This is a genomic window from Gilliamella sp. B2838 (genome assembly GCF_026536185.1).
GTDB lineage: Bacteria > Pseudomonadota > Gammaproteobacteria > Enterobacterales > Orbaceae > Gilliamella.
In genome coordinates this window covers 86,174-111,383 of record NZ_JAFNOO010000011.1, presented here as the reverse complement: position 1 = coordinate 111,383, position 25,210 = coordinate 86,174, and the positions used below count along the sequence as shown (strand labels likewise).

The following is a 25,210-nucleotide window of genomic DNA, read 5'->3' as shown; positions in this document are numbered from 1 at the left end:
ATCAATTAACTAAACACGAAATCCGATTTATCTACTTTGCCAATCTAATATTAATCTTTATGGGATTGGTCGCCTTGTTAATTGCATATTCCTGATAACTATTGGCAAGTGGGGCGTAAGAAGGTCGTGAATATAAAAACATGATTTTTTAATCAACTCAATTAATGAAAAATACTTTTTTCACCATAAATAAAAAATATTTTAATTAGGATAACTAAAATTCAAACATCCATACCAATTTAAAGTTAGTACTCAAAGAATCAATCAAATTAAAAATAAGCATCTAATCATACAAACAGCTTTATTTAAAATGAGATGTCTGTCTGGTTATACCCTTATTATTTATTAATGAGTGACTTAATAAAAACATCGAATTGATTTAAAACAATTTTGATAATTTTCCATGCAACAAAAAGAGAATATAACCATGAAATATTACTTATTAATTATTACTTTTGGAATGTGTAATTTAATTACTAGCTGCGCTTTTTATTATAGGTAATTGCAATGAAGTTTATCATGATATTAATTTCAACTTTATTACTTTCAGGCTGTATTACCGTTTATGAATGCGAAGGAGACCATAAAGAAACATATAATAATATATCCCCAACGACACAAGCACCTGAGGATAATACCAACAGTAAACAGCAATAAAGTAGTTATCGATTTAAATTTTTACGCTAATTATTTAGCGTAAATGTATTGAGTTTAAAGTTGAAAATCCAATAGTAATATTTTTTAACTATTTATTCTTACAATGCGTTTCTATTGGCATGAACGCCTGATTGAACCCATCTAAGCTAAATTTCATATTAACAGTTTTAGTTTTATTAAATGCTTTAACCAATAACATTTTTTTATCTTTTAAACTTTGATAGAACAGATGATCAAAATTGCTGAATAGAATTTTATCATCAAACTTTAATTTTTGTTGGCTTAACTCTTTACCATCTACCGTAAAAATAAATGTCCACTGCGTTTTTGGTGTTATTAATTCATTCATAATTATTATCGAAATAGTATTACTTTCACAACTAACACCTAATAAAACATCAGGAGTTGATGAAAAACGATCAAAATCAGCTGTGATTGCTAAATCTTTATTCTGCTTAGTTGTGACATCTAAAACTTCACCATAAACCCACTTACCACTCGTTTTAAGTTCATTTTTAGCTTTTACAGAAAAGATAAACAACATACCAATTATCACAACAATATAACTTATTCTTCCTTTCATTCACTATTCCTTATTTATCAATATGAAAAATTTTATTGTGTATCATGTTTATTTTAAACACGATTATTAATGATTAGAAAGTTTTACCTGAAAAAAGATATATATTTGTAGATTGAGATAGTTAATTGACATACATTTGGGACAAAAACGAAAACCCTGCTTAACAGGGCTTTTATTAGTGTGATAAATGATAAATGAAATTATTCCCATTCGATGGTTGCTGGCGGTTTTCCACTAATATCATAAACCACACGGGAAATACCATTAACTTCGTTAATAATTCGATTTGATACTCGCCCTAAAAAGTCATATGGCAAATGTGCCCAGTGAGCGGTCATAAAGTCTACAGTTTCAACCGCTCGTAGTGAGACAACCCAATCATACCTACGTCCGTCGCCCATGACTCCAACTGAACGCACCGGTAAAAATACGGTAAATGCTTGACTGACTTTATGGTATAAGTCAGCTTTATAAAGTTCTTCGATAAAAATAGCATCGGCTTTGCGTAGTAAATCACAATACTCTTTTTTCACTTCACCAAGAACACGCACCCCTAAACCCGGTCCAGGGAATGGATGACGATAAAGCATTTCGTAAGGTAAGCCAAGTTCTAAACCAACTTTACGTACTTCATCTTTAAATAATTCTCTTAATGGCTCGACTAGCCCCATTTTCATATCTTCAGGTAAACCACCAACATTATGATGAGATTTAATCACATGAGCTTTACCGGTATCGGCCGCAGCTGATTCAATCACATCTGGATAGATGGTACCTTGAGCAAGCCATTTGACATCTTTTAATTTTGCCGCCTCTTCATCAAAAACAGCAACAAATTCACGGCCAATGATTTTACGTTTAGCTTCAGGATCAGCTTCACCCTTTAACGCAGCCATAAACCGATCTTCGGCGTTAATAGCGATGATATTTAAGCCAAATTTATCACCAAACATGTCCATGACTTGTTTTGCTTCGTTTAAGCGTAATAAGCCATGATCAACAAACACGCAGGTCAATTGGTCGCCAATTGCTTGATGTAATAATAAAGCTGTAACCGAAGAATCTACACCACCAGATAAGCCAAGTAATACTTTATCTTTACCAACTTTTTCTTTTATACGGGCAATTGCATCAGTAATAATTGAAGATGGCGTCCATAATTTTTCACACTGACAAATATCAATGACAAAACGCGTTAATAACTCTAATCCTTTAATGGTATGAGTAACTTCAGGATGGAATTGTACGCCATAAAACTGTTTTTCATCGTTGGCCATAATGGCGAAAGGACAAGTTTCTGTTTGCCCAATTAAGGTAAATGTGTCAGGTAATGAAGTAACTTTATCACCATGACTCATCCAGACATCAAGTTGCTCTATACCAGCATCATTGGTGCTATCTAAAATACCGTCTGTTAATTTTGATTTTGCAACAATATCAACTTTAGCATAACCAAACTCTCGTTGATTAGATGCTGTAACTTGTCCGCCCTTACCCACTTGAATCGCCATAGTTTGCATACCATAGCAGATACCAAGCACTGGCACGCCAGCGCTAAAAACATATTCAGGTGCGCGTGGGCTATTTTGTTCGGTAGTACTTTCTGGACCACCTGATAATATAATACCTTTAGGATTAAACTGTTTGATTTTTTCTTCTGATACATCCCACGGCCAAAGTTCACAATAAACACCAATTTCACGGACTCGGCGAGCGATCAATTGGGTAACTTGAGAGCCAAAATCGAGGATTAATATGCGCTGTTGGTGGATGTCTTGCTTCATTAATTTTATTCCTAAGGTATGAAATAATATAAAAAATAAGAGGTGATATTGTATCACCTCTTATCTATGGTTAGAACTGCATGCTTCGCTTATTTTGCAGCATTTTCTTGTGCTGATTGAATTGCAGTTAATGCAATAGTGTAGACGATATCGTCAACTAATGCGCCACGTGACAAATCATTAACAGGTTTACGCATACCTTGTAACATTGGACCGATAGACACAAGATCCGCTGAACGTTGTACCGCTTTATAAGTAGTGTTACCTGTATTTAGGTCAGGGAAGATAAATACCGTTGCACGACCAGCTACTTTTGAGTTTGGTGCTTTAGATTTAGCCACATCTGGCATTACCGCCGCATCATATTGTAACGGACCATCAATCATCAGATCAGGACGTTTTTCTTGCGCGATGCGAGTGGCTTCTTTCACTTTTTCAACATCGGCACCTTGACCAGAACTACCTGTTGAATAAGAGATCATCGCAACACGTGGTTCAATACCAAAGGCAATTGCAGTATCAGCAGATTGGATAGCAATTTCAGCAAGCTCTTGCGCATTTGGATCTGGATTAATCGCACAGTCACCATAAATGTAGACTTGATCTGGCATTAACATAAAGAACACAGATGAAACAAGTGAACTACCCGGTGCTGTTTTAATTAATTGTAATGGTGGACGAATAGTATTTGCTGTTGTATGCACCGCACCTGATACTAAACCATCTACTTCATTCGCTTCAAGCATCATAGTACCAAGAACCACATTATCGGCTAATTGTTCACGTGCAATAACTTCGGTCATACCTTTGTTTTTTCGTAATTCAACTAAACGCGGCACATATTTTTCACGAATTGATTCAGGATCAACAATTTCAACACCTTGACCTAACGTCACGCCCTGTGACGCAGCAACTTTACGGACTTCATCAGGATTACCAAGTAACACACATTTAGCAATATTACGTTCCGCACAAATAGCAGCAGCTTTAACAGTTCTTGGTTCATCACCTTCAGGCAATACCACCACTTTTTTCGCATTGCGAGCAAGTTCAGTTAATTGATAACGGAACGCAGGTGGTGATAAGCGACGAGCAGAATTCACTACTTCATTTAATGATTTAATCCAACTAGAATCGATATGATCAGCCACAAAGTTTTGGGTATTTTCCATACGCTCTTTATCATCAACCGGAATTTCTAAGTTAAATTGTTGTAAATTGATTGAAGTTTGGAAAGTATTTGTTTGTACTGTAAATACAGGTAAACCGGTATCAAAAGCTGGTTGACATAATTTATAGATTTTGTCATCAATTTCATAGCCGCCTGTTAATAACACACCGCCGATTGATACACCATTCATAGCCGCTAAGCAGATAGTAACAAGAACATCTGAGCGATCTGCTGAAGTTACTAATAAGGCATTAGGTTGCAAGTGGCTAATGATGTTAGGAACGCTTCTTGAACAGAAAGAAATATGTTTAATACGACGGTTTTTAATGCCACCTTCATTGATAATTTTTGCATCAAAATGTTTAGCAATATCGATTGCGCGGCAAGCGCTTAAATCCATATTCCAAGGAATACAACCAAGAACTGGAAGTGGGCTATATTCGTTTAAATCTTTAATGGTGATTTTTTTATCGTCAAATTTTGGTGTGTGGTAAATTTCTGCAACATCTGGACGGGCAAGTGATTGCTCTTCAACTGGTGCATTCACTTTATTGACAATTACCCCTACAATTTTTTCATTTTTAATACCACCAAAATTAGAGCGCGCAATTTCAATACGATCTTTAAGCTGCTCTGGTGTGTCTTTACCCATGTTAACTACAAAAATAATTTCAGCGCCAAGAGTTTTAGCAATATTATTATTTAGTTCATTCGCAAACGGATAATCGGATGTTGGCACAATACCTTCAACTAACACAACATCTGCACCTTTGGTGTTTTCAGCATAAAGCGCAACAATCTCTTCCATTAATACATCTTGTTGATTTAAACCTAATAGATTTTCAACATGACTCATTTTGAGTGGTTTTAAAGCGGGAATAGACGTGTTATGACTAACTAAAGTTGTAGTATTGTCTGGCGCATCTCCACCTGCTCTTGGTTGTGCAACGGGTTTAAATACATTTAGGTTAATACCTTGACGCTCCATAGCTCGAATAACACCAAGACTCACACCTGTTAAACCGACATTGGTTCCGGTTGGAATTAGCATAATAGTACGAGACATAATTCATTTCCTCTTAATTCTTTATTAAATAAAAACAAACCGCCATTTGGCGGTTTTAATTGTTTTTTAAGCAGTTAGACGCGCAGCATCTTGAGCAATAACGAGTTCTTCATTAGTTGGAATAACCATTGCAATTGCTGAACCCTCTTTAGTGATTGTGCCACCTTTACCAAAACGGGCTGCTAAATTGCGTTCTTGATCAAGTTCGAAACCTAATAAACTTAATTTATTTAAAGCCATACGACGAACTTCTTCAGAGTTTTCACCAATACCACCAGTAAAGATGATTGCATCTAAACGTCCATCTAATAACATAGCATAACCACCAATATATTTGACTAAACGATGTACAAATACATCTAACGCATTTTTGGCGTTTTCGTCTGTGTCATAATTATCTGTAACGTAACGGCAATCGCTGCTAACACCGGTTAAACCTAATAAACCAGATTTTTTATTTAATAAGTTATTAATATCAGCAACAGACATTTTTAAATTGTCATGTAAAAAGAACATAATTGCAGGGTCGATATCACCACTACGGGTTCCCATCACCAAACCTTCAAGTGGCGTTAATCCCATAGAAGTTTCAACACATTTACCATTTTTAACAGCTGAAATAGATGCCCCATTACCTAAGTGACAAGTAATCACATTAGTTTGATCAACAGGTTTATTTAATAATTTAGCTGCTTGTTGGCTAACATAATAGTGACTTGTACCATGTGCACCATAACGACGAATACCATGTTTTTTATATAATTCGTTTGGAATAGCATATAAATAGGCTTCTTTTGGCATAGTGGTATGGAATGCTGTATCAAAAACTGCTACATTTTTGTTTTTTAAGTGAGGAAAGGCAGCAAATGCTTCACGAATACCGATTAAATGAGCTGGATTATGAAGAGGTGCGAATGCCGCTGCTTCTTCAATACCTTTTAGTACTGAATCATCAATAACAACAGATTGAGTATATTTTTCACCACCGTGAACAATTCGGTGCCCAATAGATTTAATACTATCTAATAATTCTGGTTTTTGTGGGAAGATACTATTAACAATAAATTTAATTGCTTCACTATGTGCAGCGCCTGCACCTAAAGATGCTTCGCCTTTAACACCATCGAGTTTCCACTTAATACGAGCATCGGGAAGGTTGAAACATTCAGCTAATCCAGAAAGAAATTCATCACCATTTTCAGGGTTGATAATAGCAAATTTTAAAGATGAACTTCCGCAGTTAAGAACAAGAGCGTTATTACTTGATGACATAGTAATTCCTATATTTTGAATAAAAAGATATATACCAATCAAAATTGGTAACTCAACACATGATTCAACAACCAATGTGATTACACTAAGGTGACTTCTGATATCGCACTTTTTGATATAAAATAGAGAGCCGCCAATTTGAATGGTGACTATTTTAAGACAATAAAATGTGAATGTCGAGGAATCCAAAAGATATGAGTATTATTAAAACCTTTAAGTCAGGTCAGTTATACATGCAGCTTTGCCCTAATGATAAAGAACTCGCTTATTCATTTCCTGAATTAAAAATCATTAATTACATAAAAACCGCGGCTAAATATCTTCCACCTATCATTATTGCGCTATTGGTCTGGCAATATTATATGCCAATACAACTGGCGGTAACCGTCATTACCATACTTTTTGCACTCAGTTTGCCATTACAAGGTATTTTTTGGTTAGGTAAACGCGCTAAGTCACCTTTGCCACTGAACTTAATAGACTGTTATAATCACATCAAATCACAATTGATTGCTAAAAAAATAATCATTGAAGATAAAAAAAACAATGATAAATTAACTTTTGAATCTTTTATGAGATTAATTACGCTTGCCAAATTACATTTGGGTAACTATTTTGGTGAAGATAACAATTCAACTCATGATCAGAGATAAGTATTAGTCATGCCTAATTTATTAACTACTTTAAAACAACAAATCGACGCACTTGAACAACGGGTTAATTTTTCGGATTTTCCTGAATATCAAGAGTGTTATTTTGATGAGCAGCTATTTAATAACAATAAAGTCATTGCTGATCGCTCTTTTTATCTTGAAAAAATAAAGCAAACTTACACAGCATTAACTCAATGCGTACTTTCGCAAAAATTGACTCAAATGACATTTTTATCTGAATCATTAGTTAATCAAATAGAAGCCCTAACACGTGAATTAGCTACTCATCAATTACGTCAAAAACAGCCAGAAACTTGCATTGAAGAAACGCTATCTGAAAAGCATGCACGCCATTTAGATTATTTACGTCGATTACAAGAGATGAAATACGAACTTGAGCTTAGCACAGATTCGCTTGATTACAAGAAAATTGCAACTATTGATAACCGTATTTATCGTTGCGAACAAGCAATCCAAAAGATTGAGTTAGAGATGGAAAGTGATGTTTAATCAAATAAGCGTATTTGAGTTAGCGATGTAAGCTTAATGTAGAGAAATATGGCGCCAAATTTTAAAAACTTTAGTATAGATGTGGTTGGAAAAAAAACTAAAAATCGCTTTAATCAAACACGTGATAAAAATAATATTATGGCGGGATATAGCGCTGTAAAAAAGCTTATTAGAATCAGTTTTTATACTGTTATCATTCTGAATTTTTTACTATTTTATTTTAAATCGATTAATGTCACCCTTCTTTCCAATATTTTCGACAGCAAAGTTTACATATGTTGGTCGTTAATTAACGTTATAATTAGCATAATCCTTTATAAACTAACTAAGCCCAATCTAATTGGTTTTTTAGATCCAATTTCACGCTCTAAAAGAGTTAAATATTTTGTAGGATACTTTTTTGAGTATTTTTGCGCTCTAATGGTTACGATGTATGTTGTTCCTCATAATTTAGTTTATATTGTTCCTAGCGAAATACAGACTTATACAACAGTATATAAAATGACTTCACCAGGCCCTTCGCGTGGAAAACATGGCCATTATAAAAATGGTATCAAGATCTATGAAAAATATACCGGTGATAGATTTTTTTTACCTTTTGATAAGTCCGACAATAAACAGTATCCACCCAAATTATCAGTCCAAATAAAAAATAATATATTTGGTTCTTATTTAGTGAGTTACCGTTTTTATAATAAGTGAAAACAGTTATGCATTTAAAAAGGGGTAAGATTTAACATAACAAAAGCAAATTAACGTAATAAAGCTACCATCGTTTTATTATTTTAATGATAAAAAGTAAAAATCAATCATTTATAAATAGAAAATCTTACTACATTGAATATATTAAAATATCAATCAAATTTGGCTGATAAATGTTAGGACAATGCACGCGATAAAACATTAATCATCAATCATGCATCTGTTAATAATACTTATTAATGCCATATCATTAGACAATTTTGATCAATTTAACCTATATCAATGTAACCACTAAATTTGTTATGCATTATGATCTTAGTAGCAATATACTCTCATTGAAATCAATGGATATTTTCAAAAATTCAACAACAAGTCGATGCCATATAGCCAAAATGCATATTGTTATAATTATTAATTAGTATCTTCTTTTTACGTTATATTTATAATAATCACTATAGTTAATAATTGATAATGTAATGCTATTTCCTTTAAAGCGACAAATAAGGATTTTAATATGAGTAAAATATTTGATGATAATTCACAAACCATTGGTTATACCCCATTGGTACGATTAAAACACTTTGGTAAGGGCAATATTTTAGCTAAAGTTGAATCACGTAATCCAAGCTTTAGCGTTAAATGTCGTATCGCTTCTAATATGATTTGGGATGCAGAAAAGCGCGGTTTACTCACCCCTGATGTCGAGCTAATTGAGCCAACAAGTGGTAATACGGGTATAGCACTTGCAGCCGTTGCAGCGGCGCGTGGTTATAAACTGACTTTAACCATGCCTGAAAGCATGAGTATCGAGCGACGTAAGTTATTAAAAGCGTTAGGCGCAAATTTAGTGCTAACCGAAGCGGCTAAAGGAATGAAAGGTGCTATAGAAAAAGCGGAAGAGATTGTAGCAAGCAATCCACAAAAAAATATTATGTTACAACAATTTAGTAATCCTGCTAATCCAGAAATACATGAAAAAACAACTGGACCCGAAATCTGGTTAGATACAGACGGCCAAGTTGATATTTTTATTGCAGGTGTTGGTACAGGGGGAACATTTACTGGGGTTACGCGTTATATAAAAAAAACGCAAGGTAAAAAAATAACTGCCGTTGCTGTTGAACCAACTAACTCACCGGTTATCACACAAGCACTAGCGGGCGAACTTATCAAACCTGGTCCACATAAAATTCAAGGTATAGGTGCAGGCTTTATTCCGGCAAATTTGGATCTCAATTTAATCGATCTTGTCGAAAAAGTATCTAACGAAGAAGCAATTGACACAGCGCGTATTTTAATGGAAAAAGAGGGAATTTTAGCAGGAATATCATCGGGCGCAGCAGTTTTTGCCGCTGATAAGTTAGCTAATTTACCTGAAAATGCCAATAAAACCATTGTCGTTATTTTACCATCTTCCGGTGAACGTTACTTAAGTACGGATCTCTTTAGTGGCATATTTACTGAAAAAGAATTAGGCTGATTTAAAAGAAAACCACCACACAAGGTGGTGGTTTACATACTGAATAATCAACGAATCATTTACCAAACGTGCAATCCATCTAGACTTAGATGTTCCACTTTATACATCTTGAATAATTCCAAAATGACGGTAAGCATGAGGCGTTGCAATTCGACCGCGAGGTGTACGCTGAATATAACCTTGTTGGATCAAAAACGGTTCGAGTACATCTTCAATGGTTTCGCGCTCTTCGCCTATTGCCGCAGCAATGTTATCCAAACCAACAGGACCGCCCATAAACTTTTCAATGATCGCCAATAATAACTTGCGATCCATAAAATCAAAACCTTCATTATCTACATCAAGCATATCGAGCGCTTGAGTTGCTATTGTTTCATCTACAATGCCTTTCGATTTTACATCCGCATAGTCTCTTACTCGTCGCAATAAACGATTGGCAATTCGAGGCGTACCACGAGAACGCTTAGCAATTAAATGCGCACCTTCTTGAGATAAATCCATACCTAAAAATTTGGCACTACGACTAACAATATATTCCAAATCTTCAACCCGATAAAACTCTAGGCGCTGCACAATGCCAAAGCGGTCACGTAGTGGTGAAGTTAATGAACCGGCGCGAGTGGTTGCCCCAATCAAAGTAAACGGGGGTAAATCGATTTTAATCGAACGTGCGGCAGGCCCTTCTCCAATCATAATATCTAATTGATAATCTTCCATTGCTGGATACAAAATTTCTTCAACCATAGGTGAAAGTCGGTGAATTTCGTCAATGAAGAGCACATCGTTGGTTTCTAAATTAGTTAACATAGCAGCCAGATCACCCGCTTTTTCTAATACCGGGCCCGAAGTTGTACGCAAATTAACGTTCATTTCATTAGCAACAATATTGGCTAAAGTCGTTTTCCCAAGACCAGGCGGACCAAAGATAAGTAAATGATCTAATGCATCATGCCGCTGCTTAGCGGCTTGAATAAAAATTTTCATCTGCTCACGAACATGCGGTTGACCAATATATTCATCCAAAAATTTAGGACGAATTGCTCGATCTAATGATTCTTCTTCTTTTTGAGCCTGAGGAGCTATCAAACGATCCGCTTCAATCATATCCTTGACCTATTTTATAATGCTGATTTTAATGCTTCACGAATAAGCGTTTCACTATCCATTTCTGGCTTAATGACTTTACTAATAATGCGACTAGCTTCTTGCGGTTTATAACCCAGTGCAATGAGTGCAGAAACTGCTTCGCTTTCAATTTGATTAGACGTTTTTTTAAGGTCGCTTGATGAAATTATACTACTAGTTGTGGACAAATCTTCGCCAAATCGTTTCAGGCGATCTTTCATTTCAACAATCAAACGCTCAGCGGTTTTCGTCCCCACGCCTGGTAATTTAACAAGTGTTTTGATTTCACCTTGTTCAACAGCACTAATAAATTGTTGGGCTGACATACCCGATAAGATCGCCAATGCCAATTTAGGTCCTACCCCATTCACTTTAATCAGTTCTCGAAATAGCTCTCGTTCTTGCTCATGATTAAAGCCATACAATACTTGTGCATCTTCACGAACGGCAAAATGTGTTAATACAATCACTTCTTTACCATTGTCCGGTAACTCATAAAAACAGGTCATTGGCATAAATACTTCATAGCCAACACCGCCGACCTCGATTAACACTTTGGGTGGTTGCTTTTCTATAATGAGTCCTCGTAAACGCCCTATCACATTTAATCCTTAATAAAGAGTATTATTTAACTTTATTTTAACTATCAATAACCGAGGTTTTAAACATCGCTTAAATAAAATAATAGAAATTATTTGATAGTCAGTATTAACAACATTTATAAAATAACTAGTTTGTAGTTTACCTGATAGATAATAATTAATAAAGAAAAACTGTATAAATAGACAGGCAAAATCATATACCAATTTTGGTCATTACTTATTATTGAAAGTAAGGCCTAATAATCATTTATATACATGACACGGGTAAATAGTGCTAAATCTATTTATAGTAATGCTTATAAATTATAATCAGTAACATCAGTTTTCTAGGAATAACTTGAATGATTAAGGAGTATTATGCGTGATTAGTCAAATTAAACATTTGTGTCCGAATAAGAATAATAAAGATAACTATTAGGGCTTTATAAAAGCACTAGACGAAAAAAACGATTACTATTTTGCTAAAAAAGATATCAATAACCTACCCATCGAAGAACTAAAAATTGGCAAAAAAGTTAATCTTACTGCAAATGAAAAAGACTCAGGCAAAAGATATGCAACCGATATCAAACTTATCGATAAGCGAAAAATAAAAGAGAATATTGATGTATCGGATGCCAATTTCTTTCCTGATAAAATGGATGCTAAGACTTATCAAGCATTATTAATACACTCGGTACGACAAATCGAAAACATCACCGATCCAATCGCTTTTGAAGATTCTGTTTTTAACTTATTAAAAATAATTCGATTGAATAAAATTTTTCAATTTGATAGAGAAAATCAAGCCGGATAAGCAGATGGCTTTTTTATTATTGAAAATTTAGCGGTAATGTATGATTGCACTCTCAAATCAAATTATGAAGCATTTAAAGAAGAACAAATAGAAAATTATATTAATCAACTTAATCATAAAGCACATTTAACGTTCAATACAAAAAAATGGATGGACCAACGACGCCAAAAACAATTCCGCTGACAGGCAAAAGCAAACAAGTTTGGATTATCACTAAAGGTGAAAGCAAAAAAATCAGCAATTATGATAATGTTAAAGTCAAAGAAATATCAATTCATGATTTGTGCAAAATATTCCAAAAAAGATTACATAATATTACCTATGATAATGAAAAATTAATGAATGATTTTATTTTTATTGCTAAATAATTTCTGTAAATAAATGGGAAGACTAGAAAACTAGCCTTCCCACTAAATTAGATAAAGTTAATTTTTATACCGACAATAATCAATATTCAACGGCAATCATTAAAATGGCATTTTAAAGCCTGGTGGTAATTGCATGCCACCGGTAACTTGTGCCATTCGCTCTTTTTGCGCCTCGTCTAAACGACGAGTAGCATCGTTATAAGCAGCAGCAATAAGATCTTCTAACATCTCTTTATCATCTTCTGTTAACATTGATGGGTCGATTTCAACGCGTTTGCAGCTATGTGCTCCATTGACTGTGATTTTAACCATTCCAGCACCTGATTCACCGGTCACTTCCAATTTAGCGATCTCTTCTTGAGCTTGCTGCATTTTTGCTTGCATTTGTTGGGCTTGTTTCATCAAATTACCCAAACCACCTTTTCCACCTGAAAACATATTTATTCCTCTTTTAAAACATTTAGCTGTCAATTATACAGGACGAATACTCGCTTCATCAATCTTCGCTTCAAAATATTGGCAAATCATCTCAATTTTAGTATCTCGTTTGATGATCTGCTTAGCCTGTTCTAACTTTTGTTGATATAAATCTTCGCGCATTTCTAAAGGCGTTTTATTTTCTTGATTATCATCAATCATTACCTTGAGTTTTACTAATTGTTGTCGATGGTTAGATAAAGCTTTTTCTAATTTGTTAGTATTAACAGATGAGTTGATCAGATGTTTAACTGACGAGCGCATATGTAAGACAACATTATTTTCATCAACTTGTTCTAAAAATGAATTTATTGCTATTTGTTTAATTAACGGAGCCAATTCTAGTTGTTCGATCTCTGCACACCATTTATCTTTTTGAGCCATTTCACCAATAAGTTTTTGAGTCATTTCTGGTGTTTTATCACCATTTAATGATTCTCGAAAAGCCTTTGTATCGATAACCATATCATCTTTAGTTTCAACCAGACCATAGGATTGCCATTGATAATTTTCAGCAGTAATCTCTTCTTCGTCATTATCATTAATTGTATGGCTATCTAGTTCAGTATTTTTCTCTTTCTCGTTAGTTAATGGCAAAATGTTTTTTATACGCGCTAATGAGGAGTGCTCCTCGCCATTTTGTGACTGCTCTTTTCCAGCCACTGACTCAGACTTTTTTGTATTTTGCTCCTCTTTGATTAATTGCATTCTCATTTCTAAAATATTTTTAGTAATCGAGGATGCTTCATCAGGGATAACTAAGTCTGATTGTGCAACATTATCCTTTACATCTTCTGTTATCGTTTTTTCAGCTACAATCTTTTCTGTTGTGGTTGACCTTATTGGTTCCAACTTTGGTTGTTCTTTAGCATTAGACGAATTAACTGAAGTATTTTGTAAGTTTGACTTCGGTTCAATACGTTGCTGATTTTGCTGACTTGATACCATTGGCGGGACTGGTGGTTTGCTATCCGCCATTTTTGGTGATTGCTCAGCGACTTTAGCTTGCTGGGTATGCGGTTTAACTGCCTCATTTGTCTTAGGGATAAAGGCTAACGCACGTAGAAAGCTCATTTCAACACCAACTTTTTTATCAGGTGCATAAGCAAGTTCTTTTCTACCCATCAACAAAATTTGATAAAACAACTGGATATCATTTGGCGCCATATATTGTGCTAAAAAGCGTATGCGATCTTCATTGTCACTGTAATCCCCCAGTGCAGTAGGAACGACTTGAAGTAATGCTATTTGATGTAAAAGTGCAATGCTATCAGCAAGTAGATTATCCCAATCAACACCTTGCGTCGCAGCAACATTAATTTGCTGCATTAAAGCATTACCATCCCCGTGATAAAGCGACTCTACTAGTGAAAATGGTATTGATTTATCTAACGTGCCTAGCATCATGGCAACTGACTCAGCTTCGACTTTACCATTGCCTAAAGCAATCGCTTGGTCAGTAAGACTTAACCCATCACGCATACTACCGTTAGCTGCTTTGGCCAATAACTGTATCGCTTTACTATCACTTTCGATCTGTTCGAGTTGTAAAATGTGTGATAACTGTTCGGCAATTAACGAGGTATCAAGTACATTTAAATGCAAATGCAAACAACGAGATAAAATCGTAATCGGTAATTTTTGTGGATCGGTTGTAGCTAATAAAAATTTTACATGTTCTGGTGGTTCTTCTAATGTTTTTAACAAAGCATTAAAACTACTACGTGAAAGCATATGGACTTCATCAATTAGGTAAACTTTGAATCGTCCTTTAGTTGGCAAATATTGAATATTATCTAAAATTTCACGCGTATCTTCGACCTTAGTCCTTGATGCAGCATCGATCTCAAGCAAATCAACAAAGCGACCTTGTTCAATATCGCGACAATTATCACAAACACCGCAAGGCGTTGCAGTTATACCTGTTTCGCAATTTAAACCTTTAGCGAGTAAACGTGCGATAGACGTTTTCCCAACGCCGCGAGTACCCGAAAACAAATAAGCATGGTGCACGCGCCCAAGTGAAAGCGCATTCGACAAAATTTTTAAAACATGCTGCTGTCCAACCACTTCAGAAAATGATTTTGGTCGCCACTTACGTGCCAGAACTTGATAACTCATAATCACCATTACTAATTGCTAATGAAATTGCCAATTATCATATCATAATGTGTCAAATTAGTCTTTACTATGCCGATAACCGATTTAATATTCAACAATGTTTTATACTAAAATGCATACCTTTCCTTAAACTTCATGTCAGGAATTTTTGGATGTAAAGTTTATTTAACAACCTATACGGCTGTGGGCATATAGTTACAGGTGCTCTTGGTGCTGGTAAATTTCTAAGCAACCTTTACGGCTGTGAGCCAAGTGGCTGTTTGAAAAATATTTAGAGGGCGTTTCTAAGCAACCTATACGGCTGGGAGCAACTTAGATAAAAGGCTTTCGGTGAATGCTATTTCTAAGCAACCTATACGGCTGGGAGCTAGATCGTGAGATACTATAATCGTTGTTAGTGTAAAGGTAAATGGTATTTTTGGGGGTTTAAACCCTTTTTTTGATGATTTTTTAATGTTTTGATTTTATTAAATTTTAAATTAACTTGAAAAAAAGGGGTAGCAATTGGGTTACTTGAATTCAAGTTTTTTTGTAAAATGAAACTGTATAGACTCCTCAATAATTTTTAAAAAATATTTTAACCAATTAAATATTGATTGTTTTTTATGTTTAAACGCATAGGGTTCCTTAAACTTTTTGGCAGTCATTATTTTCATTTATTAATCAAATTTGTTTCTTAAATTTCTTAATAGAATTTTTGGATTTTAGATTGGTTAAGACTTTGGACGTTGGTCGTTTTGTGATGTTTTCTTTTTTGTAAAAACGCCCGAGTAAAGAGGGGTTTATGTGCCCTCCCCCAAATTACTCGTATCGTTCATTTTTGCTTGCCGATGCTATCGGCTCGGGTTGCCCTGCCGCTAAAACCGTCCTGTTGTTGCTTAACCTTTATTACGCTTTATTAAACGCCCCCGACTTAAGGATCAAAAACTAAGGATAGGCGCAAACCCCGTTGTAGTTGTAGCCGGGGAGGTAGGTGAAAACGAGGCCGTCGTCCGTGGTGACAAGGAACGGGCGCGAACCGTCGCCGTCACTTGTCCAGACGACGCTGTCAGCGAAGTCGGCAGCGGTATAACGGTTCATGATGCCCCATTCGGTAAACAAACCCGCACCAATATTACGCTGATAAATATCTTGAGTTGATGCCGGCGTGGCGCCATCTATGCCATTAACGCATGGAAAGTCGCTATTATTGACGCCACACTTTGCGTTAGTTAAGTCTTTGACCTGTGGCAGGCGGTAACCGCCGCCTAAATTGCTACACCAGGATGAGGTGTTAACATAAGTATCAAATTTATCTCCGCGGTTGACGAACCACTGCTTTAACTCAAAACCATAACTTACGACTTCACTATTACTACTATCTTTACCGACTAACACAAAAGTCTGCGGCAAGGTAGGAGTAGCAAGACTACCCGGTGTGGCTGAACTCCGTTGGGATGCTGTTGCCACCGGACCTGTGAGGGTGACGCGAATGTTATTAGCATTATCGGGCGATGGCGTCACGGTGGCGGTAATACCGCCTTGGCTGACTGTTGGCCATGTCAATGCTGAACCTTTAACACCAGCTATGTCTAAATCAAAATACAGATTATTAGCACCAGTAGTCGGGAAGTTACGACTGTAACTTGATGGCTCAGAGGACTGCACCAGGAAGCCTTTACCTGGAGTCCAGATATCAGCGGGACCGGCACTGTCGCCGCCACCCCAAGACAGCGTCGGTTGGGCATAACAGATTTTTGGTGCGGCTTTAGGATTGATATAATAGGTGGCAGTACCACTGCTGAAATTACGACTATTTGGTAGCCCATACTGGGTGGTTAAACTACCAGCAGTAGTGGTTAATTCCACTTTATAAGGCGCATCACAGATATCTAAAGTAGCACTACGACTCACAGCATGATTTGCTTTATCGGTAATACGTACGCTTAAATTACCGCTAGCAGTAACACCATTAGTACCCTGACCATCACCATCTTCATCACCCCAATAATTATAGGGTGCACCAATTAAAGCACTTAAGGCAATGGAATTGGTATTGGTAGGTATTGACATAACAATATCAGCGAAACTCTGATTGGTTACCGGCAGCTGTATTGGGTTGACTGCGGTTGAAGTATTGGTTGCTGGTGTAATGTGAGTACCGTCGGATAGGGTAATCCATAACAAACCATCTGCAGTGGTAACCTTAGTTACCCCATTATCAAAGGTTAAATAAGGTGGATTACCATGAATATATTCAGTTGTACTTGCCGATAATGCTTGAGTATTAGAGCAATAAAACAACAATAACATCGGCATCCAAGCTAAACCAAGTTTAGATAACCTACCTGATGCTTGAGTTTGAGTATAAACCCCTAGTGAAGTTAAGATTAACCTTAAATTTATATCTTTAATTAAGCTTAAGGATAACGCTGAGCTCAAAGCGTATCTTTTGTTTACACTTATTGCTAAAAAACGATGATTATTTACGCTATTTCGATGAAATAAGTTAAAAGTAGAAGTAAGAATTGAATTAAATTTCAGCCTAAAGAGAGATTGATGAGTTTTTAAAACATTGTTTTGCCAGCGCTGGTGTCTATAATTATACTGCATGGCGTTCCATCCGTCAACTAATCTTTTATTTTATTTAGGTTTTTTTATGCTAAACGGCTATAAATTAAGCCTAAATCGTTTTAATTATAAGGGGATAATAAAAAAAAGCCACTCATTCAGCCGAATTATTTGTAAGGAAATGTAAAATAGTAAGATATATTTGAAATATATCGTATTATTTTTTATTCGAAAATATATCACCCCTTTTATTTCTTAAATTTCTTAATAGAATTTTTGGATTTTAGATTGGTTAAGATTTTGGACATTGGTCGTTTTGTGATGTTTTCTTTTCGGTGAAAACGACCGAGAAAAAAGGAGGTTTATGAACCTCCCCAAATTACTCGTATCGCCCATTTTTGCTTGCTTCTTCGAGGCTATTATCGCTATGTACTAATCTTCAAATTTGTTCCATAAAAAATTTGTCCCCACAACCGCTCGAATACTGGTCACAGCTTTACTGCTTTCGTTTCACATTAACAAACCAGCGAGAATCGTAGCTCGTGTATGCCCTCGCCTTATTCAGTATTCTGAATGTTCTAGGCCAATTCCCTCACTCGGCAAAATTTATATTGGAAATGAACATCTCGATTGGAATTAAGTAATCGCCCAAGAAAAAAACTTAAGTATAAAACACCCTGTGAAGCCTTTTTTAGGCTGAATTCATACTTAGTAGTTGAATTCAAGCAAAGTTTTTATGCTAAAACGTACATATTTCCTTAAGCTTTTTATCAAAATTTAATTTGTTAAATGATCTATTTGTCAGCAGTTGTGAAATAGTTTAGGTTAATTGATATGTTGAATTATCACGCTGCCAAGCCATTTGGCTCGGCAGAGTATCCGCCTAAATCAACTTTTTATTCAAGTTTTTGGCGTTTAGTTTTGATTTAAATAAGCCCAAGCATATTGTGCATAAAATTCTGCACCTAAGGTCATACCATCTTCGTCAACATTAAAGCAACCATGATGATGTGGCCATTGCGTGTCTTTTTCAGGATTACCGGAACCCACCAAGGCAAAAGCGCCTGGAATGTTTTCTGTATAGTAACTAAAATCTTCACCACCAGTTGTCGGTGGTTCAAAATAAAGGGTTTGTTCACCAAACGATTCGACAATAACTTTTTGTGCTAATAAGGCACTCTCTTTATCATTAATCACGGGAAGTGTACCGTAAATATATTCAACTTCGGCCGTAGCTCGGTACATAGCAGCAACTTGGTTAGCATATCGACGAATTGCTGCTTCAATTTTGTCACGTACAGCAACATTAAAACAGCGTACAGTGCCCTCTAATACCGCATTTTCGGCAATCACATTAAAACGAGTACCAACATCCATTTTGCCAATGGTGACTACAGCTGGATCAAGTGGGGAGACTTCGCGCGAGACAATAGACTGTATATTCATTACAAATGAAGATGCGACCATAACGGCATCAACAGTGTCATGTGGCATAGATCCATGCCCACCTTTACCTTTAAAACGAACAGTTAATAAATCTGCCGAAGCAAAACTAGAACCGACCACACAAGACACTTTCCCTACAGGTGTTTGTGACCAAATATGCATGCCAAAAGCGCTATCGACATCTTCAAGCACACCCTGTTTAATCATGTCTTTTGCACCTTGGGCGATTTCTTCCGCCGGTTGAAACACTAATCTCACATTACCTTTTAGCTGATCGCGAATAGCATAAAGTGCTTTAGCCGCAGTCAGTAGCATAGAAGCATGGGTATCATGACCACAAGCATGCATTTTGCCATCAATTGTTGATTTATAATCGATGTTGGTACTTAATTCTTGCACCGGTAATGCATCGATATCTGCTCTCAGTAAGATTCTTTTACCGGGTTTACCACCTTGGATATCAGCAATAATGCCTGTTGGTTTAGTCCGGCGGTAAGGAATACCGATTTTATCAAGTTGTTCAGCTATTTTGTCAGTGGTTCTAAACTCTTCCCATGGTAATTCAGGATGTCGATGTAGGTCTCGACGAAAAGCAATCATTTCATCAATATTTTGTTGAACGAGTTTTTTGATATCTGGATTTATCATGATACTACCTTTAATATTTCAATGTATTCTATTTTTTAGGATTAGATATGCAATCATCTAATCCTTATTTATGTCATTACTTTTTTTTAATTGTGTCGGTTACTTTAGCCAATCAACACCATTTTATCTGTCACTAGGGCGTAACTGCTGATGGTGCGACAATCATATTGACCATGATACCGGCAAGCACCACAGATACGATTGTGACTGAAATAAATCCACCAATCAGCATCGGTGGTAACATATGGCTAGTCAGCACCTCTTTTTCTTTCTGATCTTTAGTTAAATTGTTGATCACTTCATTGGTAATAATATAATCGGCAGGAAAACCATATAAGGCGGTCAGTGCGATAGAAAACGCCATCTCTTTACTCACTTTTAAAACTTTACCCACAATCACCGAAAAGATAAACATGCCAACCACCGCAGATAAAATAAAGATGATAAGTGGTGTAATTAATCGAACTAGCATTTCAGGCGTTGCTTTACTTAAGGTATCAAAAATAAAGAGCATTAATCCCATCACCGCTAAACCAAATCCACCTGCTTTTTTGAGTGGATGACGTTCTAAGAAGCCACACGATGCCGCAATAACACCAAATAGTAAACATAAGACAAATGGGCTAACACTGACAATTGGCTTTAAAATTTCAGAGACAGAGTAAGCTAAAAGCCCAATAATTGCGATACGTAAAAAAATGAAATAAGATGAATTATAGCTGGAAGGAATTTTAGCAAACATGCGTGGCATCGGATTTTCATCATCTGCGACCACTGATTGTTTGTCAATCGATGACTTTGGATCGTTATTGGCATTCCAAGTACCTGCATGATACTGGCTTAGCACTCGTCGTCCTTCTCGTTTAAGCATGATTGAGGTAAGCGGATAACCAATAAAGCCTTGCATCACATAGATAATAATGGCAAATACAGCGAGATCAGGTAATCCAGCATCGGTTGCACCTTTCGCCATAATAATGGCCGATACAATGCCGCCAACTAGAGGCGGAATCGCCACAACAACGGTATTAAAGTCAAAGAATAGATAGCCCACTATTATTGCAATAATAATGATCCCCACAATTCCTGCCAGCGAAATTAAAATAGTTTTCCACTGTAGTAATAGTTCCTTAACCGATAATAGTGTACCCATATTAACGATCAGTAAATACATAAACATTACAGCAACGACAGTTGGGATACCCGCACGAGCGACGATATCTTTTGGGAAAAACGTCCAATAACCAAGTAAGAATAGCACCGCACAAATAAATACAGAGGGGATCCAAGCTTTGGTTCGGGTTGAAACAATATCGCCAAGATATAAAATAATTAACAATAATACGAGCGCTAACATTTGTGGCATGTCATTCATCGGTGACATAAAAAGCTCCATTTTTTATCTTTTTTTAATAAATTTGTTTTCTTAAGAGACGCTATTATAGTTAATTATTTATGATGTTATATATTTTTTATCATGAAATCGTTAATTTCATCTAAAAATAAATTGCCATATTTCTCTAATTTAATTTTACCTACACCTGTAACGTTAAGTAGTTGTTTTTTGCTTTCTGGCATAGTTTGCACCATTTCTAATAAGGTCGCATCGCTAAATATGACATATGGTGCAATATCTTCAACATCTGCAATATCTTTACGTAATCGTTTTAGATTATTAAATAAAATACGCTCTTCATAAGACAAAATGGTAGTTAAGTTAATTGCTCTAGCATATCGATTTAAGCGACTCTTCTTCACTATCTCTAGTCGAGGTTTGGCTAAAGATAAACTAATTTCACCTCTTAAAACTTTTCGAGCTTCTTGAGTCAGTTGCAACGTTGTAAAAGTTGAAATATTTTGACTTAAGTAACCTAAATAAATTAATTGTCTAATGACACTCAACCAATAATCTGTTGAATGCTGTTTCCCAATTCCATAAACAGACAATTTGTCATGTCCGTTTTCTTTTATTTGCGAGCGAGCTGATCCTCGTAATACATCAGAAATATATTGTGCGCCATAACGTTGCTCAACGCGATAGACACACGATAAAACTTTTTGCGCATCAATTAAACCATCGTACATTTCTGGTGGATACAGACAAATATCACAGTTATTACAAGGCTCACTGTGATTTTCACCAAAATAATTAAGCAATACGATTCGCCGACAAGTTAAGCTTTGAGCGAATGATTCCATAGCATTAACTTTATGTTGCTCGACCTCTTTATGCTTACCATCCATTTTGTCAGCAATTTGTCGATGATACCAATTTAAATCTTTGCCATTAAAAAGTAATATTGCTTCGGCAGGTACGCCATCTCGCCCTGCTCGTCCCGTTTCTTGATAATAAGCTTCAATTGTTCTTGGGCAATCTGCATGGATAACAAATCGAATATTCGGTTTATTAATTCCCATACCAAATGCAACTGTTGCAACAATAATTTGTACATTATCTTTTAAAAAAGATTCTTGTGCCTGTAAACGTTCGCTGTTGGTTAAACCAGCATGATAAGCTATAACAGAAAAACCACGTGCAGCAAGCCTTGTCGCCATATCTTCAACTTTAGAACGACTTGAACAATAAATTATGCCACTATTGCCTTTTTGTGTTTCAATAAAAGAGACCACTTGCTCGGTTAAATTAAATTTATCCACTACGGTATAACGGATATTGGGACGATCAAAACTACGCACGACAACTAAAGGATCCACTAGTTTTAATTGATGAATAATATCCGTCTGAGTCATCTTATCCGCTGTTGCAGTCAGTGCAACCAAAGGAATATCAGGAAAACGCGCAGAGAGCTGCCCTAATTGGCGATAATCAGGGCGAAAATCATGGCCCCATTGTGAAATACAGTGTGCTTCATCTATGGCAATTAATGAAGGGGGATGTTTTTCAATCATGGTAGAAAATGATGATACAGCAAGTCTTTCCGGTGAAATATAAAGCAATTTTATCGAGTGTGATAAATATTGTTCAATAACGGCTTGCTGTTCATCTGATGATTGAGTTGCATTTAGATATGCTGCCGAAATACCGTTGGCAATGAGTTGATCAACCTGATCTTTCATTAAAGAAATTAACGGTGAAATGACCAAAGCGGTACTTGGCAATAATACGGCGGGTATTTGGTAACATAACGATTTACCACCACCGGTAGGAATAATTGTTAAGGTATCTCGACCATCGATAATTGATTCAATAATTTCTTTTTGTTGATTTCTGAATGATTTATATCCAAAAATATTATGTAAAACATCCTCTATCTGATCTTTTATCGACATGTTAACCAAAACAAATAGCTCCTTAATTATTCCATGGAGTATAGCTAAATAAGACTAAACAAACCACAGAAAATTTACATTTATTTACAATTCGAGAAAAAAAACTAAAACTGTTTTTTAAATTGTAATAATGATAAAAATAAATCTATTTTACAACCCTTATCTTGATCATAAAAACAACGGATTCGGTTATTCTATAACCACAATCGTTCAATAGATTAAAAAACAGGCTATTTTTAATTTTTTTACTTGATACAAATCGATTTCACAGCTAATATTTGCGTGTTTCAACATATACGCCCGTAGCTCAGTTGGTTAGAGCATCACCTTGACATGGTGGGGGTCAGTGGTTCGAGTCCACCCGGGCGTACCAATTCAAGTCCTTATCCGAAAAGACTCCGCAAGAATTAATCTTCATCTCAATTCTATTAAAGGGGTTAAATCGGGGTAAAACTGGGGTAAAACCCATACCATTTTTTAGCAAATCTATTATTATCCACTTTCCACCGCCGCACTTCAAATTTCACCATTGCAAAATTCGTTTATTGTTAATAAAAGACCGTTTGCTTGTAACATGATAACAATTAACAACACAATACCATTTACAAACGTGGGCTATAGCTTATTTTGAATATATACAATTATTCAATTGATTATTATACTTAAAAATCAAGATAATTATTGCATATAGAATAACTTCTAAACACGAGAATAAAAAAAAGCGATCAAAATCGCAATTGTTGTAACAAATTATCTTAACTTACTTTATTGTTGGATGATATTCACTTTTTCACACGTACAAAATACGAAAAAGGCTATGCTCTTAATAACACCATATTGTGCCTGTTATTTCCCATCATCATTTTTTGATTTAATATTTATTATTATTAAATTCAGATCTGATAAGTTAGTTAACTAATGATTGTCTTCGTTGATGTCAAATTTCGATTAATCATAGGAACGGTATGACATATTTTTTATTTTGAACGTTCGATTGGCTAGCCTATCAAGATAAAACAGAGTTAACAGCATAATTCAAGTCATAAAAAAATTTTGATAAATAATAAATTAAAATTTTTTGACTGTATTTTGAATTAACCATGGTTAAATAAATTTTTACTGATATGATCTAAGTAATTAAACACTTTAATAGGAAAATACAATGAAAAAAATTTTATTAATATCATTTATTTCTGCAATGCTATTAGGTTGTGATGCTAATGTTGAAACAACCGTGACAATTTCACAGCTTGATGCTAAACCATCTTTTGTTAAGGGAAACTTAACATTAGAAGTCCCTGCCTGCTCAGATTATAAAGACTCCAGAAGTGAATCATCGTCACTCATTACAGCTAAAAAAGAGATAGCCCAACTATTCAAATCAGTTGAATATAAAGAGTGTTATACTCAAAAAATGAAATCATATGCATCATTTGAAATTCCTATTTTAGTTGGTCAAGACATATCAGACACTGAACTTTTAAAACAAGCAGATATCCTAACGGTTAAACATGATAAAGGAATATATGCTATAACTAACCCCGAGTTCACAAAAAAATTAATTCAATATAAGAAAAAAGCCATGTCAAATATTGATTTTAAAATTTCAATTTCACTTATCAATGACACCGATAAGTCTATCGATAAAATTTCTGTAACAAAAGCTTTTATCAATAATAGCCCATACGATGCGGCAGAGTTCTCTTTAACACCAAATGCTAAGGTAACAATAACACTGAGTGATGTTTCTACCCAAATACTGTTAAACCCGACTACAGATTCAAATAATAAACAAGGTATAACTGAAATCGCTAAATTTCAGTAAAATAATATTGTTAAATGCATATCATATGTCTTTATGATACTTACATAATTAAAAAAGGGCGCTTTAACCCGCCCTTTTTATAT

At 35.4% G+C, this 25,210-nt stretch carries 18 protein-coding genes and 1 tRNA gene; 7 read left to right on the top strand and 12 right to left on the bottom strand.

Features of this window, described 5'->3' with window-relative positions; genetic code table 11:
• Positions 1-745: 745 nt before the first annotated feature.
• The 4 genes from J3U63_RS11380 to J3U63_RS11365 form a co-directional block, all read right to left on the bottom strand.
• Positions 746-1,240, bottom strand: coding sequence for a hypothetical protein (locus J3U63_RS11380; protein ID WP_267367716.1), 495 nt, complete (start codon positions 1,238-1,240; stop codon positions 746-748).
• Positions 1,241-1,440: 200 nt separating this feature from the next.
• A complete protein-coding gene (gene guaA / locus J3U63_RS11375; RefSeq protein WP_267332900.1) occupies positions 1,441-3,024 on the bottom strand; it encodes a glutamine-hydrolyzing GMP synthase in 1,584 nt (527 codons plus the stop codon).
• A gap of 89 nt (positions 3,025-3,113) precedes the next feature.
• Positions 3,114-5,261: a phosphate acetyltransferase gene (gene pta / locus J3U63_RS11370; protein WP_267349223.1), complete on the bottom strand. Its 2,148-nt coding sequence runs from the start codon at positions 5,259-5,261 to the stop codon at positions 3,114-3,116.
• 66 nt (positions 5,262-5,327) lie between these two features.
• On the bottom strand, positions 5,328-6,533 hold the full coding sequence (locus J3U63_RS11365; protein WP_267332902.1) for an acetate kinase: 1,206 nt from the start codon (positions 6,531-6,533) through the stop codon (positions 5,328-5,330).
• A gap of 194 nt (positions 6,534-6,727) precedes the next feature.
• On the opposite strand from J3U63_RS11365, the gene yfbV reads away from it, so the two are divergent.
• The 4 genes from yfbV to cysK all read left to right on the top strand — a co-directional run bounded on the left by yfbV (position 6,728) and on the right by cysK (position 9,878).
• Complete coding sequence (gene yfbV / locus J3U63_RS11360) at positions 6,728-7,186, top strand: terminus macrodomain insulation protein YfbV (RefSeq protein WP_267344642.1); 459 nt, start codon at positions 6,728-6,730, stop codon at positions 7,184-7,186.
• Between the two features lie 9 nt (positions 7,187-7,195).
• Positions 7,196-7,696, top strand: coding sequence for a primosomal replication protein PriC (gene priC / locus J3U63_RS11355; RefSeq protein ID WP_267332904.1), 501 nt, complete (start codon positions 7,196-7,198; stop codon positions 7,694-7,696).
• Between the two features lie 48 nt (positions 7,697-7,744).
• Complete coding sequence (locus J3U63_RS11350) at positions 7,745-8,398, top strand: hypothetical protein (RefSeq protein WP_267332905.1); 654 nt, start codon at positions 7,745-7,747, stop codon at positions 8,396-8,398.
• A 514-nt stretch (positions 8,399-8,912) separates the two neighbouring features.
• On the top strand, positions 8,913-9,878 hold the full coding sequence (gene cysK, locus J3U63_RS11345) for a cysteine synthase A (protein ID WP_267371564.1): 966 nt from the start codon (positions 8,913-8,915) through the stop codon (positions 9,876-9,878).
• A 99-nt stretch (positions 9,879-9,977) separates the two neighbouring features.
• Here cysK and ruvB read toward each other — a convergent pair whose 3' ends face one another.
• A complete protein-coding gene (ruvB, locus tag J3U63_RS11340) occupies positions 9,978-10,982 on the bottom strand; it encodes a Holliday junction branch migration DNA helicase RuvB (protein ID WP_267371563.1) in 1,005 nt (334 codons plus the stop codon).
• A 14-nt stretch (positions 10,983-10,996) separates the two neighbouring features.
• A complete protein-coding gene (gene ruvA, locus J3U63_RS11335; RefSeq protein ID WP_267332907.1) occupies positions 10,997-11,605 on the bottom strand; it encodes a Holliday junction branch migration protein RuvA in 609 nt (202 codons plus the stop codon).
• A 942-nt stretch (positions 11,606-12,547) separates the two neighbouring features.
• Between ruvA and J3U63_RS11330 the strand changes: the two genes are divergently transcribed.
• Positions 12,548-12,769 (top strand): hypothetical protein, encoded by a 222-nt coding sequence (locus J3U63_RS11330; RefSeq protein ID WP_267371562.1) that lies wholly within the window; start codon positions 12,548-12,550, stop codon positions 12,767-12,769.
• 99 nt (positions 12,770-12,868) lie between these two features.
• Here the strand turns inward: J3U63_RS11330 and J3U63_RS11325 are convergent, their stop codons facing one another.
• The 6 genes from J3U63_RS11325 to recQ all read right to left on the bottom strand — a co-directional run bounded on the left by J3U63_RS11325 (position 12,869) and on the right by recQ (position 23,302).
• Positions 12,869-13,207: a YbaB/EbfC family nucleoid-associated protein gene (locus J3U63_RS11325; RefSeq protein ID WP_065633450.1), complete on the bottom strand. Its 339-nt coding sequence runs from the start codon at positions 13,205-13,207 to the stop codon at positions 12,869-12,871.
• A 33-nt stretch (positions 13,208-13,240) separates the two neighbouring features.
• The gene (gene dnaX / locus J3U63_RS11320) at positions 13,241-15,367 is read right to left on the bottom strand and encodes a DNA polymerase III subunit gamma/tau (RefSeq protein WP_267371560.1); all 2,127 of its coding nucleotides are present in this window, start codon (positions 15,365-15,367) and stop codon (positions 13,241-13,243) included.
• 927 nt (positions 15,368-16,294) lie between these two features.
• Positions 16,295-17,788, bottom strand: a complete 1,494-nt coding sequence (locus J3U63_RS11315) for a hypothetical protein (protein ID WP_267371559.1) — start codon at positions 17,786-17,788, stop codon at positions 16,295-16,297.
• A gap of 1,044 nt (positions 17,789-18,832) precedes the next feature.
• On the bottom strand, positions 18,833-20,011 hold the full coding sequence (locus J3U63_RS11310; protein WP_267371557.1) for a M20 family metallopeptidase: 1,179 nt from the start codon (positions 20,009-20,011) through the stop codon (positions 18,833-18,835).
• A 133-nt stretch (positions 20,012-20,144) separates the two neighbouring features.
• A complete protein-coding gene (locus tag J3U63_RS11305) occupies positions 20,145-21,377 on the bottom strand; it encodes a hypothetical protein (RefSeq protein ID WP_416379677.1) in 1,233 nt (410 codons plus the stop codon).
• A 95-nt stretch (positions 21,378-21,472) separates the two neighbouring features.
• Positions 21,473-23,302, bottom strand: coding sequence for a DNA helicase RecQ (gene recQ / locus J3U63_RS11300; RefSeq protein WP_267371556.1), 1,830 nt, complete (start codon positions 23,300-23,302; stop codon positions 21,473-21,475).
• Between the two features lie 296 nt (positions 23,303-23,598).
• Between recQ and J3U63_RS11295 the strand changes: the two genes are divergently transcribed.
• A tRNA-Val gene (locus J3U63_RS11295) sits at positions 23,599-23,675 on the top strand.
• A gap of 789 nt (positions 23,676-24,464) precedes the next feature.
• Entirely contained in the window at positions 24,465-25,127 is a 663-nt protein-coding gene (locus tag J3U63_RS11290; protein ID WP_267332914.1) for a DUF7424 family protein, read from the top strand.
• Positions 25,128-25,210: the final 83 nt, after the last annotated feature.

Bases quoted from the DNA above. Each gene is read 5' to 3' on its own strand.
- J3U63_RS11325 (WP_065633450.1), bottom strand. From the start codon at position 13,207: ATGTTTTCAGGTGGAAAAGGTGGTTTGGGTAATTTGATGAAACAAGCC.
- cysK (WP_267371564.1), top strand. From the start codon at position 8,913: ATGAGTAAAATATTTGATGATAATTCACAAACCATTGGTTATACCCCA.
- J3U63_RS11310 (WP_267371557.1), bottom strand. From the start codon at position 20,011: ATGATAAATCCAGATATCAAAAAACTCGTTCAACAAAATATTGATGAA.
- ruvB (WP_267371563.1), bottom strand. From the start codon at position 10,982: ATGATTGAAGCGGATCGTTTGATAGCTCCTCAGGCTCAAAAAGAAGAA.
- recQ (WP_267371556.1), bottom strand. From the start codon at position 23,302: ATGTCGATAAAAGATCAGATAGAGGATGTTTTACATAATATTTTTGGA.
- J3U63_RS11330 (WP_267371562.1), top strand. From the start codon at position 12,548: ATGGATGGACCAACGACGCCAAAAACAATTCCGCTGACAGGCAAAAGC.
- J3U63_RS11380 (WP_267367716.1), bottom strand. From the start codon at position 1,240: ATGAAAGGAAGAATAAGTTATATTGTTGTGATAATTGGTATGTTGTTT.
- priC (WP_267332904.1), top strand. From the start codon at position 7,196: ATGCCTAATTTATTAACTACTTTAAAACAACAAATCGACGCACTTGAA.
- pta (WP_267349223.1), bottom strand. From the start codon at position 5,261: ATGTCTCGTACTATTATGCTAATTCCAACCGGAACCAATGTCGGTTTA.
- dnaX (WP_267371560.1), bottom strand. From the start codon at position 15,367: ATGAGTTATCAAGTTCTGGCACGTAAGTGGCGACCAAAATCATTTTCT.
- J3U63_RS11290 (WP_267332914.1), top strand. From the start codon at position 24,465: ATGAAAAAAATTTTATTAATATCATTTATTTCTGCAATGCTATTAGGT.
- J3U63_RS11305 (WP_416379677.1), bottom strand. From the start codon at position 21,377: ATGCCACAAATGTTAGCGCTCGTATTATTGTTAATTATTTTATATCTT.
- J3U63_RS11350 (WP_267332905.1), top strand. From the start codon at position 7,745: ATGGCGCCAAATTTTAAAAACTTTAGTATAGATGTGGTTGGAAAAAAA.
- yfbV (WP_267344642.1), top strand. From the start codon at position 6,728: ATGAGTATTATTAAAACCTTTAAGTCAGGTCAGTTATACATGCAGCTT.
- J3U63_RS11365 (WP_267332902.1), bottom strand. From the start codon at position 6,533: ATGTCATCAAGTAATAACGCTCTTGTTCTTAACTGCGGAAGTTCATCT.
- guaA (WP_267332900.1), bottom strand. From the start codon at position 3,024: ATGAAGCAAGACATCCACCAACAGCGCATATTAATCCTCGATTTTGGC.